We start from the raw sequence: 18,825 nt of genomic DNA, 5'->3' as shown, positions 1-18,825 counted from the left end.
ACCATGAGCCCCGAGTTTTTTATCAAGCGACCAAAGTTCGCGTTTGTCATATCGATCCTGATTACGATTATTGGCCTGCTGTCGCTGTTCGTTATGCCGGTGGACCAGTACCCTGACATCGCCTCTCCCAAGATCAATGTGCGTGCCGTTTATCCCGGTGCGGACGCCCAGACCGTAAAGGATGCGATCGCTACACCCATTGAGGATCAGGTCAACGGTGCTGAGGGCATGGTTTACATGACCTCGAAGTCGTCCAGTGATGGCAGCTATAACCTCACAGTTACCTTTGACATCGGCGTTGATGATGACATGGCGCAGGTCGACGTCCAGAACCGCGTGGCACTGGCGGAGCCGCTGCTGCCGCCAGAGGTTGTGAAACGCGGTATCAAGGTAAGAAAGCGCTCGTCCGATATGTTGATGGTTGTCAACCTGCTTTCCCCGGATGATCGTTACGACGGTATTTTCCTTTCCAATTACGCCTCCCTGAATGTGAAGAATGAGCTGGCGCGGGTTGCCGGGGTTGGTGAGGCGCGAGTTATCGGTGCGCTGGATTACGGTATGCGCGTGTGGCTTGACCCGATAAAAATGGCCAAGCGGGAAATATCGGTCAACCAGGTCATCGCGGCAATCAAGGAGCAGAATGTCCAGGCGGCGGTGGGCCAGCTTGGCGGTCAGCCGGCACCAGAGGATACCCAGTTCCAGTACGTGCTCAGGACCAAAGGCCGCCTGGTAACTGAGGAAGAGTTCGGAGACATCGTTCTGCGTGCAGGGGAGGGCGGTGCGGTCATCCGCATGCGCGACGTGGCGCGGATAGAGCTGGGTGCTTTTTCCTATAGAGGATTCGGTGAATACAATAACCGGCCCGGTGTTGTACTGGCGATCTACAAGCTTTCCGATGCGAATGCGTTGAACGTGGCAGAGGCCGTCAAGGAGAAAATGCAGGAATTGTCCCAGTACTTTCCTGAAGGCCTCGAGTATGACATCGGTCATGATACAACGGAGTTTATCTCTGCTTCGCTGGAAGAAACCGTACACACGCTGTTCTTCACAATTGCACTGGTGGTGTTTGTTACCTATCTGTTCCTCGGGAATGCCAGAGCCGCCCTGATACCGACGATTGCAGTACCGGTGTCGATCATCGGTACCCTTGCGGTACTTTATGCCCTTGGTATGACGGTGAACACTGTAACGCTGTTTGCCCTTATTCTGGCAATTGGTGTGGTGGTGGATGATGCGATCATCGTGGTGGAAAATGTCGAACGCATCATGGAAGAGGAGGGGCTATCTCCACGGGAGGCGACTTCGAAGGCGATGAAGGAAGTGGCCGGGCCGATCTTTGCCACTTCCATGGTCCTCGCCGCTGTATTCGGGCCGACGATGTTACTGCCGGGTATGACCGGCAGGATGTTTGGCCAGTTTGGTACCACGCTGGTGGTTTCGGTGCTGATCTCGATGGTCAATGCGCTGACGCTGAGCCCGGCACTTGCATCCATTATCCTGAAACCCGGCCATCACAAGCCCAACCTGGTCATCCGCGGTTTCAATGCGGTGTTCAACCGGGTGGCGTCGGGTTACGTGAGCCTGGTGGACTGGATGGCGCGGCACCTTGTGATAAGTTTCGCGATCATTGTTGCGCTTTTCGCAGCATTGGTATTCCTGTTCAAGATGACACCCGCCAGTTTTATTCCGGACGAGGACAAAGGGTTCTTCATGGTGGATGTAACCCTGCCGGAGGCAGCCTCGCTGAATCGGACCGAAAAGGTCATGGATGAGATAGCCGATGCATTGAAAGCAGATCCGGCGATCGATAAGGTCATTTCCGTTAACGGGGTCGGCTTGATCAGTGGTGCAATTTTGCCAAATGCCGGCATGGTGATTGCAAAATTGAAACACTGGCACGAGCGCAAATCGCCGGAGACGCACCAGTTTGCGCTACAGAAAAAATACCAGGCACAGTTCGCGCAGATGCCGGAAGCGCAGATGCTGGTATTCGGCGCGCCTGCCATCCCCGGGTTGGGTGCGATGGCTGGTTTCTCCTTCATGCTGGAAGATACACAGGGAAGGGGGGCGCAGAGCCTGGCGGAAGTGGTTGAGTTATTCAGCGCGGAAGCTTCGCGTCAGCCCGAGATTACGCGGGCATTTTCTACCTTCAGGGCGAGTTCTCCGCAGATACAGCTGAATATCGATCGGGTAAAGGCCAAGACCCTGGGTGTCAGTATTTCCGACATTTTCCTGGCGCTACAGACTCACCTGGGCGCCCTCTATGTCAATGACTTCAACCTCTACAACAAGACTTTCAAGGTAATGGTGCAGGCAGACTCCCGTTTCCGCCAGGATGAGGATGATCTGAACAGCATCTATGTAACCAATGCCAAGGGCGAGCAGGTACCGATCAGTGCGGTGCTGACAACCGAAGCGAGCCGTGGCTCGGACATACTGGACCGGCATAATACCTATGACGCAGCGATGATTCGCGGCGGTCCCAATATGGCAGGCGGCTACAGTTCGGGTGATGCCATGGCGGCATTGGAACGGGTTGCGGGTACCACGCTGCCGGAGGGCTACAAGTATGAGTGGTCCAACTCCAGCTTTGAGGAGCGCAAGGCCGGCAATGCGGCGGTGATTGCGCTATTCCTGTCACTGATATTTACCTACCTGTTCCTGGCGGCACTGTACGAGTCCTTCTTGACACCGTTTGCGATCATTCTTTCCGTGCCGATCGCGATTGTCGGGGCACTTATCGCGCTGCAGGTGGGGGTGGAGCCCCTGAGCCTGTACGGGCAGATCGGGCTGGTGCTATTGATCGGGCTTGCGTCCAAGACGGCGATTCTCATTGTTGAATTCGGCAAGTCCCAGCGGGAGGTGCAGAAGCAATCCCTGCACGATGCCACCGTTACCGCGGCCAAGCTGCGCTTCCGGCCGGTGGTAATGACCAGTATCAGTTTTGTGGTGGGTGTATTGCCGCTGGTGATTGCCAGTGGGGCAGGTGCCGCCAGTCGGGTGTCGCTGGGCCTTGCGGTATTTGGCGGTACCATCATGGCCTGTATTGCGGGCACGCTACTGGTGCCGATCTTCTTCAAGATGGTGCAGGCGTTGCGGGAAAAGGTGCATGGCGGGCCAACCCCGGCACCGGAGTAACCGCGCTGCTATCAATCAAAAAAAACGGGGGCTACGAGCCCCCGTTTTTTGTCCGGTCCGGAATAATTACTCCAGGCCGCGCTTGACCAGCAGCGGCTTGATTTCCGGCTTGCGCCCTCGGAAATCAATATACAGGTCCATACCCGGCTTGGTGCCACCCTTGCTCAGGATATGCTCGCGGTACTTCTGCGCGGTTTCCTGGTCGAAAAGGCTGGTTTCCTCGAAAGCCGCGAATGCGTCGGCATCCATGATCTCGGACCAGATGTAGGAGTAGTAACCCGAGCTATAACCACCGGCGAAGATGTGGTTAAAGTAGGTGCTGCGATAGCGCGGGATGATCTCGTCAATCATGCCGATACGGGCCATCGCCGCTTCTTCCAGTGCCAGTGCATCCGGCTTGTCGGTGGATTCCAGTGTGTGCCAGGACATGTCCAGCAGTGCCGCGCCGAGGTACTCGACCGTGGCAAAGCCCTGGTTGAACTGACTTGCCTTGTTGATCTTCTCGATCAGCGCATCCGGGATCGGCTCGCCGGTCTCGTAGTGCTTGGCAAAACCTTTCAGTACTTCCGGTTTGGTCATCCAGTTTTCGAACACCTGGGACGGGAACTCCACGAAGTCACGCGGCGTTGATGTGCCAGACAGGGATTCGTAGGTAACGTCAGACAGGAGGCCGTGCAGGGCGTGGCCGAACTCGTGGAAGAAGGTCTCCGCTTCCGACAGGCTGAGCAGTGACGGGGAACCCTCGCTCGCCGGCGGGTAGTTGAAGTTGTTGGTGACGATCGGGTGCACGTAGCCGTCCAGGTTGGACTGCTTGCGCAGGTGATTCATCCAGGCCCCGCCGCGCTTGGAGTCACGGGCAAAGTAATCGAAGTACACGATGCCGATGTGGTCACCGTTGGCTTCCTTGACCTCAAATACCTGCTGGGACTCGTGCCACTTGGGCAGGTCGTTGCGCTCGGTAAAGGTCAGGCCGAACAGTTTGTTGGCGGTATCGAATACACCATCGCGAACGATGTTGACCTCAAAGTACGGACGCAGCTCGTTCTCGTCCAGGTCGTACTTGGCCTTGCGCACCTTCTCGGTGTAGTAGCGCCAGTCCCAGCCCTGCAGGTCGGTTTCACCCGTGTCGGCCTTGAGCGCAGCTTGCAGGTCAGCGGCTTCCAGCTCGGCCTTCTGCAGCGCGGCCGGCCAGATCTTGTCCAGCAGGCCCATCACGTTCTCCGGGTTCTCGGCTACGTTGCGCTCGAGAACAAAGGATGCGTGGTTGTCGTGGCCCATGATGTTGGCGCGTTCGACACGCAGCGCTGCCATCTCACTGGCGATGGCCTTGTTGTCTTCTGCATTGCCGTTGTTGCCGCGCATTGCGTAGCCTTCAAACAGCTTCTTGCGCAGCTCGCGGTTGGAGGAATACTGCAGCACCGGGTTGATGCTCGGGCGGGCCAGGTTGAATGCCCACTTGCCCTCGGCGTCGTTCTTGGCCGCGAGGTCGGCAGCGGCATTGATCAGGCTCTGCGGCAGATCTTCGATATCCTCGAGCTTGTCAACGATCACAATAAATTCGTTGGTTTCCTTGAGCACGTTCTGGCCGAACTGCTGTGACAGTTCAGAGAGGCGGGAATCGATTTCCCGCACACGCTGCTTGTCGGTTTCGGACAGATTGGCACCGGCGCGCACGAACTGCTTATAGGTGTTTTCCAGCAGGCGGGTCTGCTCTGCGTTCAGGCCCAGGTCTTTCGACTGCTGGTAGACGGCGTTGACTCGCTTGAACAGCGCTTCATTCAGGGTGATGTCGCTGAGGTGCGCTGACATTTTCGGTGCGATACGCTTGGCCACGTCGCGGATCACATCGTTACTGTGGGCGCCGTTTACTGCGTAGAAGACGTTGCTGACGCGGGTCAGGCTGCTGCCGGACCGTTCCAGTGCCTCGATGGTATTGGCGAAGGTCGGTTCGGCCGTATCGGCGAGAATTTCTGCAATTTCCGCCTTGTGCGCTTCAAAGGCGGCCTCGAACGCCGGCTCGTAATGGCTGTCCTGGATCAGGTTGAACGGCGGTACGCCGAAATCGGTCTTCCACTCGGTCAGCAGCGGGTTAACCTCGGCAGCGGTGGCACTCTCGATCTCCTGGATTTCCGGCTTGGCATCGGAAAGGCCGGCCTCTGGGCTCTGGTTCTTTTCTGTACAGCCGAGCAGCACAAAGGCGCTGACTGCACTGGCCAGTAATGTTTTTTTCATGTTTCGTCTCTCGTAGTCGGCGACTGTCGTGAAGAAATTGGTCACAACAAATGTCGTTATTCGCGACACAGTCTACGGACTTTTAACGGGCTGCCAAGGGGCATGCGGCGGATGGCGCGTGGCGGGGGGCGGAAGGTACAAAAACGGAGCGGAGAGAGCGGAGCGGAAAAAGGCGAGTGTGTCAGGGCCGGCAGAGCAGCCCTGACAGGGGCCACAACTTAGTGTGCGTGGCCGTGGCTGACTTCGTCGTCACTGGCTTCGCGCACGGAAACCACTTCGATGCTGAAGTGCAGCTCTACGCCGGCCAGCGGGTGGTTGCCGTTGATAGTGACGTTGTCGCCTTCAATATCAATGATTTCCACCTGGATTGGCTGGCCGCCGCTGTTCTGGGCGTGGAAAACCATGCCCACTTCCAGCTTGTCAACGCCCTGGAAGGCGGAGGCTGGCATCTGTTGGATCAACTGCGGGTTAGTCTCTCCGTAGCCATCCTGCGGGGCGATCACAACCTGGAATTTGTCGCCAACGGCCTTGCCCAGCATTTCGCGCTCCAGGCCCGGAATGATGTTGCCGGCACCCTGCAGGAACTTGAGCGGCTCACCGCCCTCGGAGGAATCGATCTTCTCGCCCTCGGAATCGGTCAGGGTGTAGTGGATTTCAACGACGCTGTTATCGGCAATATTCATGTATCAGGGTTCCTGTTAAATAGCTGGCCTGCCCGGGAAAAGTCATTGATTCTGTGGGCGTTTTTTGACCGAAAGGCCGTGCATTGTATCAGTCTCAGTGTTGCGGGCAAGGGAGGGCCGGTCAGCCACGGCCTGCGGGACCATGGTTGGCGGTGGGGCAGTCAAACTGAGCCGCTACCTGCTGGCTATAGTTAATTGATGGTTGAACCTCTGGTCTGTTATTGAAGGTGCGCTGGTGGCGGGAGCAGATTCCAAGAAGAGTATTTTCTATGCCCTGTCGGCCAATGGGGCCATTACCGTGGTCAAGGCCGTTGCCGCGTTCGTGACCGGGTCTGGATCCCTGCTGGCCGAGGCGGTTCATTCGCTGGCAGATTGCGGCAATCAGGCGCTGCTGTTGCTGGGGCTCAGTAAAGCCAAACATCCCCCCTCCGATGAGTTTCCCTTGGGCTCGGGCAAGGAGATTTATTTCTGGTCCTTTATCGTCGCGATCCTGCTGTTTTCTATGGGCGGCCTGTTCTCCATAAATGAAGGCATACACAAGCTTCAGGCGCATGAGCCATTGCGTATGCCTGCACTGGCGCTCGGGGTACTGGTATTCGCGCTCTTCGCGGAGGGCGCTGCGCTGTTTGGCTGTATCCGGGAAATCAATAAGGTGCGCGGTGAACGGAGCCTGTTACGCTGGTTTCGGGAATCGCGCCAGAGTGAGTTGATTGTGATCTTTGCCGAAGACCTCGCGGCATTGCTGGGGCTTTCCCTGGCGATCATCGCGGTGGCGGCCAGCTGGATTACCGGCGAGCCGCGCTACGATGCCATGGGCAGTATCGCAATCGGCACAGTGCTGGTACTGGTGGCGGTATTCCTCGCGAAGGAGGTCAAGGACCTGCTTGTTGGGCAGGGGGTCGAAAAACCGGTACGCAAGGAAATGCTGGCGTTCCTGCAGGCGCAGCAGCAGGTGGATGCGGTGTTAAACCTGAGAACCTTGCACATGGGCACGGATGTCATGGTGGCGATCAAGGCGAGGATGGCCAGGCACCCGGATGATGTTTCGATGATCGAATCGATCAATGAAATAGAAAAGGCATTCAAGGGCCGCTTTCCGGAGGTGGCCTGGCTCTTTTTCGAGCCAGACCTGAGGGACTAGTCTGTTAAACCGGCCTCCGTCAGGAGGCCATGGCGAGGCGCTGTTCCTCCGCGTAGAAAAGTGCAGTGATCCTGTCGATAATGCGGCTGCTCCTGTCGGCGCATACGCCGCGCTCGATGAAGAAGCCCTCCAGGTATTCCAGAAGCGCATCGAACAGGAAAGGGTTCAGGCCTCTGGCGAGAAAACCTGCGCGTTCACGGTGCAGTTTGTCGGACGGAGGTGACAGTGCGTGAATCAGGAACTTGGACTGGCGCGACTGCTGTTTTGAGTGTTCAGTTGTGTCTTCCTCGCACAGGTGGCGGCCAACAGCTTGATAGAATTTTCCAACGGTCTGGTCGATGGCTTCCGGGCCGCCGACGTTTTCCAGCAGGCTTTCCATTTATCTTCCCCCGAAGATGCATAGATTTATAGTTATGGCCTTCGCGGCTGATTTGGTGCGTTTGCACCGATGCCGCTTCGGTTGCGAGGAGATTAGGTCAAGTTGCAGTGGCTGCCAATGGCGCCGAAGTGACTTTGACACAAACTTCCACGACTTTAGGCCAATTGGTCTATTCATACGCCAGTTTCCGACTGCTTTCGCACAGGGCTGCAGAAATTTCCCACAGAAATTGCACGCTTGAATGTGACATGACGCGACATATGCCGCGGTATCCGTCAGTGCAAAATCGTGGGGATTGCCTGTACGCCGGAAGTAGATACTATTGGCCAGCATGTAACTACACGAAAACGGGAAGTTTTAATGGCGTCTATTTTTACCCAAATCATCAATGGCGATTTGCCGGGGCATTTTATCTGGAAAGATGACAAGGTTGTCGCTTTCATGACGATCGCGCCGATCAAGCCGGGACACTGCCTGGTGATCCCGAAGGAAGAGGTGGATCACTGGGACGATGTGCCGGAGGCCACGGCCACGCACCTGACCCTTGTCGCGCAGAAGATCGCAAAGGCGCTTAAAGCGGTCTACAAGCCGAAGCGGGTGGGGGTGATGGTGGCGGGGATCGAGGTGCCGCACACCCATTATCATCTGGTGCCGATCAACGAGATCGCGGACCTGGACTTTGCCCTGCAGAAACAGACGGATTCTGAAACACTTGCGGCTGAAGCGCAGCGCATCCGCGCCGCACTTGCAGAAAGTGGTTATTCAGAAGCAGAGTTTTAGTTCAGCTATTCCGGGCACGGCCGTGTTCAGACCCAGGCAACACCGAAGGCGATCGTTATTACGATCGCCAACAGCGTGAGTCCACTGCCGGCACGGATGAAGTCCCGGGTAGAAAAGCCGCCGGGGCCCATGATCAGTGCGTTGACCTGCTGCGTGGGCAGGGCAAATACGTGCGAAACGGATACGGCGGCCACCAGCACCAGCAGGCGCGCGTCCACGCCACTGGAAACCCCGAGCTGGGCCGCCAGGGGCACCAGCACCACCGCAGCCCCGAGGTTGGACATCATCAATCCCAGGGCCGCGCCAACAAATGCCACCAGGCTGAATATCAGTACGGGTGCCGGTTCGCTGCCAAGCAGTGCGAGGCCCTGGTTGGCGATCCATTCCGCGGTGCCGGTGTCGGCAACCGCGACCCCCAATGGAATCAGGGCGGCCAGGAGAAAGACGGTTTTCCAGCTGATCGCGCGGTAGGCATCTTCCATCGACAGGATACCACTGGCCACCATGCCAATTGCCGCCAGTAACAGGGCATAGCCTGTCGGTGCAATCCCAAACAGCGTTGCCCCGAAGCCAATGGCCAGCCACAGCCACGCCAGCCCGGCCTTCTCGGGCATTTTGGTAATGTGCGGGAAGTCGCGAGTAATTACGGTAAAGTTGCGGCTTTCCTCGAGGTTGGCCAGGTCCATCCACTGGATGTGGCAGAGGATGCTGTCGCCGGCCCCCAGGCTGCAGTCACGCAGGTTGGACTTGATCACCGTGTCGCCGCGGTGAATGGCCAGCGGGGTGATGCCGTAACTGCGACGGATACGGATCTCGCGGATGGTGTTGCCGATCAGTGGTGATGCCGGTGGTACCACCAGTTCAGCAAAGCCCGCGTTGGCGGGCGAGAGTGCCTCTTCCAGTTCCAGGTGCTCGCTCAGTCGCACAGCGCTGGTGTGTTCCTGCAATTTTTTCAGCTCTTGCGGTGTGCTGAGAACTGCGATGGTGGCGCGCCCGGGGATGCATACTTCACGGTGCGGGGAGAGCCGAATCTGTGGTGTGGCGATAGCGATGACATGGCAGCCAAAGCGGTTCTCCAGCTCGCCAACCGGCATCTGGTCCAGCTCCGCCGGCCAGCGCCAGTAAGAATAGGTGGGGTCCACGCCGTAGGTTTCCCGATAGATGTCCTCGCTGGTTTCGCTGGCCAATTTTTCCGGCAGTAGCCATTTGTGGAACAGCGCCCAGTAAGCCAGCCCGCTCAGTAGCAGGGTCAGGCCGAGCGGTGCGACATCGAGCAGGTGGAATGGCTCCATGCCCCGCGGGATCAGATCATTGAGGAGGATCAGCGGGCCGGCACCAATCATGGTGATACTGCCACCGAGAATGGCAGCAAACCCCATCGGCATCAGGAGTTGCTGCAGCGGGATCTTGCCGTGTGCGGCTATACGGTTAGCCAGCGGCATGCACAGTGCGGCTGCGCCCAGGTTCTGGATAATGGCGGAAATACTACCTGTGGCCAGGCTCAGCAGTGCGGTTTTGGCGGCGGCAGACTGCTTGCCCAGGCGGCTGATCCACAGGGCGAGGGGGTGCAGTATGCCGGTCCGGTCTATGGCGCTGGCAATCACCATTATCCCCACCAGGGCAACCACCGCCTGGCTCGAAAAGCCGCTGAACAGGAGGTCGGGCTCCAGAAGCTTCGGCAGGAACGGCAGGTAGCAGGTGGCCCCCAACGCCATCAGTATCAGCATGGCGCTGACATCCGGGGTAAAGGGCTCCAGGATCAGCAGCCCGATAAGGACGGCCAGCAAGATCAAAACGGCGATGATTTCCGGGCCTGGCATGCTGAAATCGTCCTGGTTGCACAAAAAATGGCCGGGTGGCCGGGCTTTCGGGGCGGGAAGCCCGCGAATGCGCAAAGATTGTAAGGTAACTTGTCGGTCATCGCTAATTTAGGTCATGCTAATATTGGCCGGATTGGACGTCTGACCGAAAAATTTTACCTCGGCTGCATCCAACGGGCGGGGTTGCGTCGTCATTTAGACAACAGCAGTAATTTCGGCACGCAAAAGTAAAGTTAAGGAGTGCTCAAATGATGAACCTAGCAAGATCCACAGTTGCCGGCCTGGCACTGGCATTGGCCAGCTTGGCGCAACTCCCAGCGGCCCTGGCTGAGGAAATGGCCACCCGGACTTTCGACGTGCGCGGCTTTGACAGCCTGGAGCTGAAAGGCGGTCCGCGCCTCGAGATCACTCAGGCTAATACGTTTTCCGTGGTGGCCGAGGGGCCGGCCGAACTGATGGAGTTTGTCCGTGTGGAAACGAGTGGGGATACCCTGGAGCTGTCTGTAGAGAAAGAAAAGAAACTGTTTTTTGGTGCGGTGACTGTATCCAACGATGATGAAGTGATTTTCCGCGTCAGCCTTCCGAAGCTCGAGGCGCTGGAGGTGAAAGGATCCGGTGAGGCCATCGCCAAAAACCTGGAGAGCGAGAATCTGGCGCTGTCGGTTATGGGCAGTGGCCTGATCCAGGCTGACCGGATTGCCGCGGAAAAACTGAGCCTGAGTGTAATGGGCTCCGGTGATCTGGTTATCGATACGGTCCTCGCCGGTACCATGGGCATGGAGGTGAAGGGCAATGGCGACCTGAGCGTCAAGAATTTCGCCGGTGAAACCATGGGTGCCGACATCGCAGGCTCCGGCGACATCATGGTGGCCGGTAAGGTGGATACCCTGGCCGTTAGCGTAATGGGCTCTGGCGACTTCCACGGGCGCAACCTGCAAAGCACCACCGCGAGCGGCACCGTGATGGGCTCCGGCGATGTTGTCATCCGCAAGCCGCAGAGCCAGTCTTTCAGGGTCATGGGCTCCGGCGATATCGCGGTGATTGAATAAGCGGCTAAAAAACCGCAGTTGAAAAGGCACAACAGAAATGTTGTGCCTTTTTTGGTTATGATGTCCGGCATTGCATTGGCAGAGTATTGAGATGGGAAAAACCAGCGACAGGATCAGGGCGCTGCGCAAGTCCTTGCAACGTGAACTCAAGGATGGCGCTGAAAAAGCCACCTGGGCGATGGAGCGTGTACTGGACAGGCGCGTGTGTATCGGTGTCACCGGCCTGAGTGGCAGCGGCAAGACAACGCTTGTAACCAGTATCCTGCACCAGCTGCACAACCCCGAAGTTGCCCAGTTGCCCGGGTTTTCCCCGGCACTGAGCGGAGGGCTGCTGGGTACGGATATCCTGCCTCTGCTGGATTCCGGCCTGCCGCCGTTTCCGTTCGACGCCTCCATACAGGCGCTGAGTGCGGAACCCCCGAATTGGCCGGAATCGACCAAGGAGGAATCCGCGGTTGAGATGCACCTGCACATCAAAAGGCCGCGCGCCTGGCGTAACAAGATGCACCTGGCGGTGGAGTTGCGTGATTATCCCGGCGAGTGGCTGATGGACATTCCGCTGCTTTCCATGGATTTCCAGCACTGGTGTCGACAGCAAAATGAATTGCTGCATGAGGAGCCGCGCAAGGGGCTGGCGGGTGACCTGTTGCAGGAGCTCGGCGCACTGGATCCCTCCGCGGATTGCGACCCGGTGGCTCTGGCGCAGCTGGCTGAGCGCTACCGTGTGTTCCTGCAGCAATGCCGCGAGCAGGCGCGCCTGAGCTACCTGCAGCCAGGGCAGGTACTGATGCCTCCGGCGGGCAGTGACGAAATCCCTGCGCTGTTCCCGTTGCCGGCGCTAGCTGCGAATTTCGCGGAAGAAGCGCCGCGCCCGGGCAGCTGGCATGCGGTGATGCAGGCGGCCTACAACGACTATTGCAGGGATCACGTAACCCCCTTTGTCGAGCGCCAGTTCCGCCATATCGACCGGCAGCTGATCCTGGTGGACCTGATCGGTACCCTCTATGCGGGGGAAGCGGCGGTTCGGGATATGCGCATGGCATTCCGGCATATCGCCAATGCGTTCGAATACGGCAAGGGCAATTTCCTCACCAAGCTGTTCCGGCCACGTATCGAAAAACTGATCTTTGCCGCGACCAAGTCGGATCAGGTGCTGGCAGCCGACCACGATGCCCTGAGGCAATTGCTTGGCCAGCAGTTGCGGCAGGCCTTTAACAGCGCCCGGATATCCGGTTTACCGCTCTATTGTGAGGCAATCTCTGCAGTGCGCTCGTCCAGCGAGATAGTGCGGGGCGGACGCCGGATTCTAGCCGGGTTTGATATGCAGGGGCGGCACCTCGGCTTCGAGAATGCAGAGATACTGCCGGACCTGCCGGCCTCCGGCGGCTGGCAGCATTATCGCGATGCCGCCCCACCCAAGCTGCGCCCACCGACCGGGCTTTCCGCCCATGCGGAAATCCCGCATATCCGTGTCGATGTGCTGTTGAACCTGTTGCTGGGAGACAAAACCGGTGGATAACGGAAGCACAAACAATGGCCCGCGCCAGACCCGCGTGACCTCTCTGGAATCAAGCGCCGGCCCGGTAACGGGGCGCGGCAGCACCCGCATCGAGGAGCTCGGCGCGGCAGAGGCCGGGGAGGCCAAACCGGAATCCATTACCGCCGGTGAGGCACTGCCGAACACCACGGCGTTCTCCGAGCTGCGCCTGCCGACCAGGAGATTGCGCCTGCTCAAACCCCTGGTGATTACCGGCCTCGTATTGACCGGCGTTGCCATCGCTTGGGAACTGGTGGGGCTCTACAACTGGGCATCCTCCATCCACTGGTCGCTGGGACTTGTGAGCGGGCTGGTGCTGGCGGGCTTCAGTGCCCTCTGCGCTGGTGCCATCGTTGAGTATTTCTCCGCGGGCAAGCCGTTGCGGCAGCTCGAGAAAATCCAGGAGAGCACCGAGGCGGCGCGCGGTACGCGGCGGCGCGAGCATGTTTCCGATATCAACAGCCAGCTCAAGGCGCTGTACCGCAAGAAACAGCAGGGCGCGCTGCTCTCCGGTGTGCTGAAGGATTGCCCGGACTATTTCGACGACTCCGAGCACGTCCAGCACCTGGAAAAGGTGTTCTTTGAAGCGCTGGACCAGGAAGCGATGCGGCGGGTGGTACGCCATGCCAGTACCTCCGGGGCGCTGGTTGGCCTGAGCCCGTTTGCGACCCTCGATGTGCTTATCGCATTGCGCCAGTCACTCAGGCTGGTAGACGATATTGCGCAGATTTACGGCGTGCAGCCTTCCATTGTGGTGCGTTGGCGGCTGTTCAAGAAAGCGCTGGCGCTGGTTGCCTATAGCGGCGCTTCCCAGTATGCGCTCAATGAATTCTGGCCCGACCTGGTAGGGCACAGCTTCCTAAGCCGGTCGGCGGGTGGGCTGGGGCAGGGCCTGGGGGCGAGCCTGTTTATGGCGCGGATTGGCTTGGCCACCATCGACAGCTGTCGCCCGGTGCCCTTCTCGGAGGAGCGGCGGCCCAAATTGCGCAGCGTGATGCTGCAGATTGGCAAGAGTTTCCGCAATGGCAAAGACAACGACCTGCTTAAACAACTGCTGGAGCAAGCCAGGCGAGAGAATGAGCGGACCGGGACAGGTGAGGCGAAGCCTGAGGGCGGGAAGAAGTAGCCAAAACAAAGGGTAAAATATGCTCGCGCAGCAACTGGGTAATCTGGAGGCCTATCTCTCCCGGCAGGCGCCGGAATAAAAACGCCCCGGATTTACCGGGGCGCTCGGGCTTGATTCTGGCTTGATTCAGGGGCGTGGCGTTACTGGAACTGCTTCTGCATCAGGCGCACGGTGTGGTGCTTGTCCACCGCCTTGGCCAGTACCTGGAAGCGGCTTTTGATATGGGGTTGCGGGTTGTTCTGGCCGAGGGCATCCGGGTACTCAACGCCGTCCTTTACGTGCTTGAGCTCACGCGCCAGCGCCTGCATAGCCATGAAAATTTCGTCCGTGGTCTGTTCGTTGTAGAAGACGTTGGATTTCTTGACGTCCAGCAGGTAGGCATTGCATTCGCCCAGCCACTCACCGCGCTTGTCGAGAAAGGAGATCGTATTGCTGATGCCGCGCCGGCGATCCGGGCGGAAGTGGTCGTTGACGTACTTTTCGAGGCTGCGCATGCCGGAGTCGATAAACTGGTCCGTCAGGTCGGTACAATAGGCCTCGTTGAGGTAGGCGGGATAGTTGCCTGTGTTGGCGTGGCCGGGGCTGCATACAAAACCCAGCAGCAGGCTGATGGTGATTGCCGCGAAGGCATGGCTCTGCTTTTTCATGGTATTCGCCCTTTTATTCTTGTGGCTTTTTTATCGTTAAGGCTTTGTAGTGTGATCGCATTCTCAGAAATATCGGATAAATTTCTGGGTGTCAATGCGTAAATAGTACATTTTTAGTAATTCGGGCTAGCGATGTCACGAATGGGAGGAATTTCATTCCTGGCAAGGAGCCGTCGGTGTAAGCTGGTCCGCTTGTGACATGACTCACGATTAGGTTGGAAAACAGGTGTCTGATTTCGATTTTGATTTGTTTGTGGTTGGGGCGGGGTCCGGCGGTGTGCGGGCTAGTCGTATGGCGGCCTCCAAAGGGTTTCGTGTGGCAGTCGCGGAAGACCGCTACATGGGTGGTACCTGTGTGAACGTCGGCTGCGTACCCAAGAAGTTGTTTGTCTATGCCAGCGAATACAGCGAATCCTTCCAGGATGCACTCGCCTATGGATGGTCCGGGTCACAGAGCGGCGAGGGTTTTGCCTGGCCAACCCTGCGCGATAACAATGCGGCAGAGATTACCCGCCTGAATGGCATCTATCGCAATCTGCTGGACAATGCTGGAGTCACCACCATCGATGGCAGGGCTACAGTCACCGGTCCGCAGCAGGTCGAGGTTGATGGCAAAAGTTACAGCGCCGAACGGATTCTCGTCGCTACTGGTGCCTGGCCGTTTATCCCGGACTTTCCCGGCAACGAGCATGTCATCACCTCCAACGAGGTGTTCTCAATGGAAACACTGCCGCGCCGGGTGCTGGTGGTCGGCGGTGGTTATATTGCGGTGGAGTTCGCCGGTATCTTCAATGGTCTCGGCTGTGAATCACATCTTTTCTACCGCCGGGATCTGTTCCTGCGCGGCTTTGACATGGACGTGCGCCATTTTGTCCGCGACCAGATGCTGGAGAAGGGTGTCGACCTGCACTTCAATGCGGACGTGGCCCGGATTGATCGCAGGGGCGATGGCACATTGCATGTGACTGCGACGGATGGTACGACCCTGGAAGTCGACTGTGTATTGACCGCCACCGGACGGGTTGCAAACACCAGCGGGCTGGGTCTGGAAAAGGCGGGTGTGCAGCTGCGCGATGACGGGACCATTCCAGTGAATGAAAATTTCCAGACCAGTGTGCCGTCCATCTTTGCATTGGGGGATGTCACTGGCGGGCCGCAATTGACCCCGGTCGCAACCGCCGAAGCCATGTCCTTTGTGCGTTACCTGGAGGAAGGGGCTGCGAGCGGCCCCGATTACCAGAACATACCCACCGCAGTGTTCTGCCAGCCCAATATTGCAACGGTGGGCCTGACGGAAGAGGAGGCGCGTGCTGCGGGAACGCAGTTAAGGATCTTCAAGTCCAGCTTCAAACCGATGAAGTTCACGGTCAGTGGGCGCAACGAGCGCTCGTTTATGAAGCTGATTGTGGAGAGCGCCAGCGACCGTGTGATCGGTGCACATATGGTAGGGCCGGACGCAGGGGAAATCATTCAGGGCATTGCGGTAGCAATCAAGGCGGGTGCGACCAAGGCAGAGTTCGACAGCACCATCGGAATCCACCCGACAGCCGCGGAAGAATTCGTCACCATGCGGACAGAAAGCAGTTAGGTTTAACTGGGGCGGATTGTCCCATGGGCCGGGAAACCGGCAACATGTAGCGAAGCCGGGCGATGCCCGGCTTTTGGTTTTTGGCAGGTTGTTGTTTGCTCAGGTCCCGGGCTCACGCCTCGGATTCGGCCGGCTCCAGCTGGTGCGGGAGGGGTTGGTGGCGCTTCGCGATTTTCTTGCTGCGTCGTGCCTTGACCCGTCGCTCGGCAGATTCAAATGCGCTGATAACGGCCTTGTGAATCGATTCGTCTTCGTTGCTGATGGTGACGGAGTCGCCGCGCAACCCGAGTTCAATGGATGCCTTGAAATTCTTGCCCTTGTGCTTGTGCTGGTGGGGGGCTTCCAGTACGACCCGACTACTCAGGATGTCATCACTGAATCGTTCCAGTTTCTCAAGTTTTTTGGCGACGAGGCCAGCAAGGGTGGGAGACTTGTCGAGATCGCGAAAGAAGATTTTATCGTAGGGCGCTGATTTCATTGGCAAATACCTCCGATTAGTAGGATGCCTGCAAACCTTCAATAAAGAAGGATGCCTTCATGCTTGATCTAACTAGGGAGGGCGCCCTCGAGGAATGTTTTTTTCGTCTTTCCTCGATTTCCATAATGCGGATCCCCGAAAAAAAATCAAGGGCTATTTCGGAATGAAATGGGTAATTCGTTATTACCTGAATTGGGTATCAGGGGGAGTGTGCGCTGGGTCCCTCGGTGGTGCCCGGTTTTGAAGGGGCGCGGCTCCCAGGCCATACAAGCGGGGCTGCGCGGTTTGACAACCAGAATCCCCAATTTAGGTCATTGCGTTTCGGTGTAATTGCCGGCTAAATTGCACGTTTGCACCATGGCGCTGGATTGGGCGTGACCGGGATGCGGATTTTCGGGGCTATCGAGTTGAAAGGATTGTCGTTGATGGGATCGGGTCGAAAAGGTACAGGGGAAAGTGAAGTGAAGTGGGCTAGCGCACGTCGGGGTGGTACACGTAAGGGCGCTCTCATTGCCATTTTGCTGGCAGGGCTTGGAGTTGCCGGCGTGGCTCACGCAGATGTTGCGAAGGAAAAGGCCAGGTTGGACAGCCAGCGGCAGTTACTCGATATTCAGCTGGTTGAAATCGAGCAGATTGAGAACGATATCCTTTCTTTCGATAGCCGTGTAGAAAGGGCGCGCAAATCCCTTGTGAAAGCGGAGTCAGATTTTGCTGAAGCGCGCAATGCTGCGCTGGAGGCGCGGGCGGCGATCAAGCTGGAGGATTCCGATGTCCACCAGCGCGAGGCACGCAGGGCAGAACACCGTCTGGCAATGGCAGAGCGTGCGATCGACAGCCGTACCCGTCGGGTCGAGTTCCTGCTGGGTAATGTATCCGAACAACAGACTGCGCTGGAACAGGCGCGGGAGCAGGTAAAGAAAATTGAAGGCGCCATTGCCGCCGGTGAGCGCAAGCTGGCGGCCACGGCGCGGCGCGAAGCCGCTCAGGCGCGGGCGCGTGCGGCAAAACCGCCGGTAGCGCCGGCGATTACTCCACCGGATAGGCCTGAAAGGCCCGAAATGCCGCTGGTACTGGCATCCGCGGATACCGGGACCACGCAAGTGGCCGCAGGTATGCCGGAGACTGCTGTACAGCCCGCGGAGGCTGCAACCGAGGTTGCGGAGCCTGTCGCTGAGGTACAGGCCTCCGAGGTGGAAACCGCATCAGAGGCTGCCCGGGAAATCGCGCCGGAAATGCTTGCCTATGTACAGCGGGAAAAAGCTCGCATTGACGAGCTGCTGGGCAGTGACAGGGCGGGGCGCCATACGTTCAAGCACCTTTCGCTGAATTCCAGTATTCGCGGCAGCGCAGAATTCGAGTTTCTCGGCCAGGACCAGTACCGTGCAGTGATGGAAGTGGTGCCGGGCACCCAGTCTTTCCGGGTGAACGGTGGCCGTTTCCAGCGCACCATTCCTGAGCGTGACGCCGGCCAGCGCTATGTCTTTATCTTTGACGCGCGCAGGCTCGACCGCCCAAGGCTGGTGGTCTACCCCGAATATGTAGAGACATCGGTCGGGCCGGTAACCGCCCCCTAATTGGGGGTGGCTGGCCCCAGCGGCCAGCGCTCTATGGGCGTGTAGATACTGCCGCCCGGAGTCAGTTCACTGGCCACCAGAACCAGCTGATCGAAATATACGTTCTGGGCCGCCGGCAGTAGCGGCGGCTCGCGCAGGCGTCGCCGGCACCGGGCCAGGGTGATGTGTGGCCGAAAGCGCCGCCTTTCAGGTGGCCTGCCAACCAAGGAGAGGAGGCGCCCGCAATCCATGTGTAGCCTTTCCATATCCGGATTGCTTTCCAGTTCGGCCGCGATGATGGGTGACTTGGCATCCGGAAAACTGCAAACCCGGAAAATCTCTCCTCCGAAGCAATCATGCTGCGATGCAATCGCGTCCAGTTCTCCGCAAAGGCCCGGTAACAAGCCGGGCTCCGTTTCACCCAGAAAACACATGGTCAGATGCTGGTTGGCCTGCTTGCTCCAGCGTATGTCCTTGCTGTGACCGATGCTGGCCCGCAATGCACTGCATACGGCATCGAGGTAGGTGTGCAGCGAGCCGGGTAATTCCAAAGCGACAAACAGGCGAAGTTGTCCGCCAGATTTTTTTTGCATTTTTTGTTCGTGCCCTTGAAAAGGGTTTTTGAGGACTTATATCCAAAACTGAGGGCGGAAAGCCCGGCGGCAGGCTCGGTA

15 protein-coding genes are annotated in these 18,825 nt (G+C 58.2%); 8 read left to right on the top strand and 7 right to left on the bottom strand.

The window, feature by feature from the left end:
* The first annotated feature begins 3 nt into the window (after positions 1–3).
* Positions 4–3,138: an efflux RND transporter permease subunit gene (locus QSJ80_RS13280; protein WP_285764954.1), complete on the top strand. Its 3,135-nt coding sequence runs from the start codon at positions 4–6 to the stop codon at positions 3,136–3,138.
* Positions 3,139–3,204: 66 nt separating this feature from the next.
* Here QSJ80_RS13280 and QSJ80_RS13275 read toward each other — a convergent pair whose 3' ends face one another.
* Positions 3,205–5,370, bottom strand: a complete 2,166-nt coding sequence (locus QSJ80_RS13275; protein ID WP_285764953.1) for a M3 family metallopeptidase — start codon at positions 5,368–5,370, stop codon at positions 3,205–3,207.
* 218 nt (positions 5,371–5,588) lie between these two features.
* Positions 5,589–6,053 carry an FKBP-type peptidyl-prolyl cis-trans isomerase gene (locus tag QSJ80_RS13270; RefSeq protein ID WP_285764952.1) on the bottom strand — a complete coding sequence of 155 codons (465 nt, stop codon included), beginning with the start codon at positions 6,051–6,053 and terminating at the stop codon, positions 5,589–5,591.
* A 235-nt stretch (positions 6,054–6,288) separates the two neighbouring features.
* On the opposite strand from QSJ80_RS13270, the gene QSJ80_RS13265 reads away from it, so the two are divergent.
* The gene (locus QSJ80_RS13265) at positions 6,289–7,194 is read left to right on the top strand and encodes a cation diffusion facilitator family transporter (RefSeq protein ID WP_285764951.1); all 906 of its coding nucleotides are present in this window, start codon (positions 6,289–6,291) and stop codon (positions 7,192–7,194) included.
* Positions 7,195–7,213: 19 nt separating this feature from the next.
* On the opposite strand, the gene QSJ80_RS13260 is transcribed toward QSJ80_RS13265, so the two are convergent.
* Entirely contained in the window at positions 7,214–7,573 is a 360-nt protein-coding gene (locus QSJ80_RS13260; protein ID WP_285764950.1) for a globin family protein, read from the bottom strand.
* 360 nt (positions 7,574–7,933) lie between these two features.
* Here QSJ80_RS13260 and QSJ80_RS13255 point away from each other — a divergent pair, with 360 nt between their 5' ends.
* Positions 7,934–8,353 carry an HIT family protein gene (locus QSJ80_RS13255; protein WP_285764949.1) on the top strand — a complete coding sequence of 140 codons (420 nt, stop codon included), beginning with the start codon at positions 7,934–7,936 and terminating at the stop codon, positions 8,351–8,353.
* 26 nt (positions 8,354–8,379) lie between these two features.
* Here the strand turns inward: QSJ80_RS13255 and QSJ80_RS13250 are convergent, their stop codons facing one another.
* On the bottom strand, positions 8,380–10,173 hold the full coding sequence (locus QSJ80_RS13250) for an SLC13 family permease (RefSeq protein ID WP_285764948.1): 1,794 nt from the start codon (positions 10,171–10,173) through the stop codon (positions 8,380–8,382).
* Positions 10,174–10,421: 248 nt separating this feature from the next.
* Between QSJ80_RS13250 and QSJ80_RS13245 the strand changes: the two genes are divergently transcribed.
* From QSJ80_RS13245 to QSJ80_RS13235, 3 genes are all read left to right on the top strand, one after another.
* Positions 10,422–11,222, top strand: coding sequence for a GIN domain-containing protein (locus QSJ80_RS13245; RefSeq protein WP_285764947.1), 801 nt, complete (start codon positions 10,422–10,424; stop codon positions 11,220–11,222).
* 91 nt (positions 11,223–11,313) lie between these two features.
* Positions 11,314–12,741 (top strand): YcjX family protein, encoded by a 1,428-nt coding sequence (locus QSJ80_RS13240; protein WP_285764946.1) that lies wholly within the window; start codon positions 11,314–11,316, stop codon positions 12,739–12,741.
* Positions 12,734–13,885: a TIGR01620 family protein gene (locus tag QSJ80_RS13235; RefSeq protein WP_285764945.1), complete on the top strand. Its 1,152-nt coding sequence runs from the start codon at positions 12,734–12,736 to the stop codon at positions 13,883–13,885. The genes QSJ80_RS13240 and QSJ80_RS13235 overlap by 8 nt, the downstream gene beginning before the upstream one ends.
* 140 nt (positions 13,886–14,025) lie before the next feature.
* Here QSJ80_RS13235 and QSJ80_RS13230 read toward each other — a convergent pair whose 3' ends face one another.
* Positions 14,026–14,532, bottom strand: coding sequence for a hypothetical protein (locus QSJ80_RS13230; protein ID WP_285764944.1), 507 nt, complete (start codon positions 14,530–14,532; stop codon positions 14,026–14,028).
* A gap of 226 nt (positions 14,533–14,758) precedes the next feature.
* On the opposite strand from QSJ80_RS13230, the gene gorA reads away from it, so the two are divergent.
* Entirely contained in the window at positions 14,759–16,120 is a 1,362-nt protein-coding gene (gene gorA / locus QSJ80_RS13225; protein WP_285764943.1) for a glutathione-disulfide reductase, read from the top strand.
* Positions 16,121–16,232: 112 nt separating this feature from the next.
* On the opposite strand, the gene QSJ80_RS13220 is transcribed toward gorA, so the two are convergent.
* Positions 16,233–16,598 (bottom strand): HPF/RaiA family ribosome-associated protein, encoded by a 366-nt coding sequence (locus tag QSJ80_RS13220; RefSeq protein ID WP_285764942.1) that lies wholly within the window; start codon positions 16,596–16,598, stop codon positions 16,233–16,235.
* Positions 16,599–17,143: 545 nt separating this feature from the next.
* On the opposite strand from QSJ80_RS13220, the gene QSJ80_RS13215 reads away from it, so the two are divergent.
* On the top strand, positions 17,144–18,172 hold the full coding sequence (locus QSJ80_RS13215) for a hypothetical protein (RefSeq protein ID WP_285764941.1): 1,029 nt from the start codon (positions 17,144–17,146) through the stop codon (positions 18,170–18,172).
* Here the strand turns inward: QSJ80_RS13215 and thpR are convergent.
* Entirely contained in the window at positions 18,169–18,744 is a 576-nt protein-coding gene (gene thpR, locus QSJ80_RS13210) for an RNA 2',3'-cyclic phosphodiesterase (RefSeq protein WP_285764940.1), read from the bottom strand. The genes QSJ80_RS13215 and thpR overlap by 4 nt on opposite strands.
* Positions 18,745–18,825: the final 81 nt, after the last annotated feature.

The organism is Biformimicrobium ophioploci, assembly GCF_030270605.1.
Lineage (GTDB): Bacteria > Pseudomonadota > Gammaproteobacteria > Pseudomonadales > Cellvibrionaceae > Biformimicrobium > Biformimicrobium ophioploci.
Note: the sequence above shows the minus strand (reverse complement) of the source record. Positions and strands in the feature narration are given on the sequence as shown.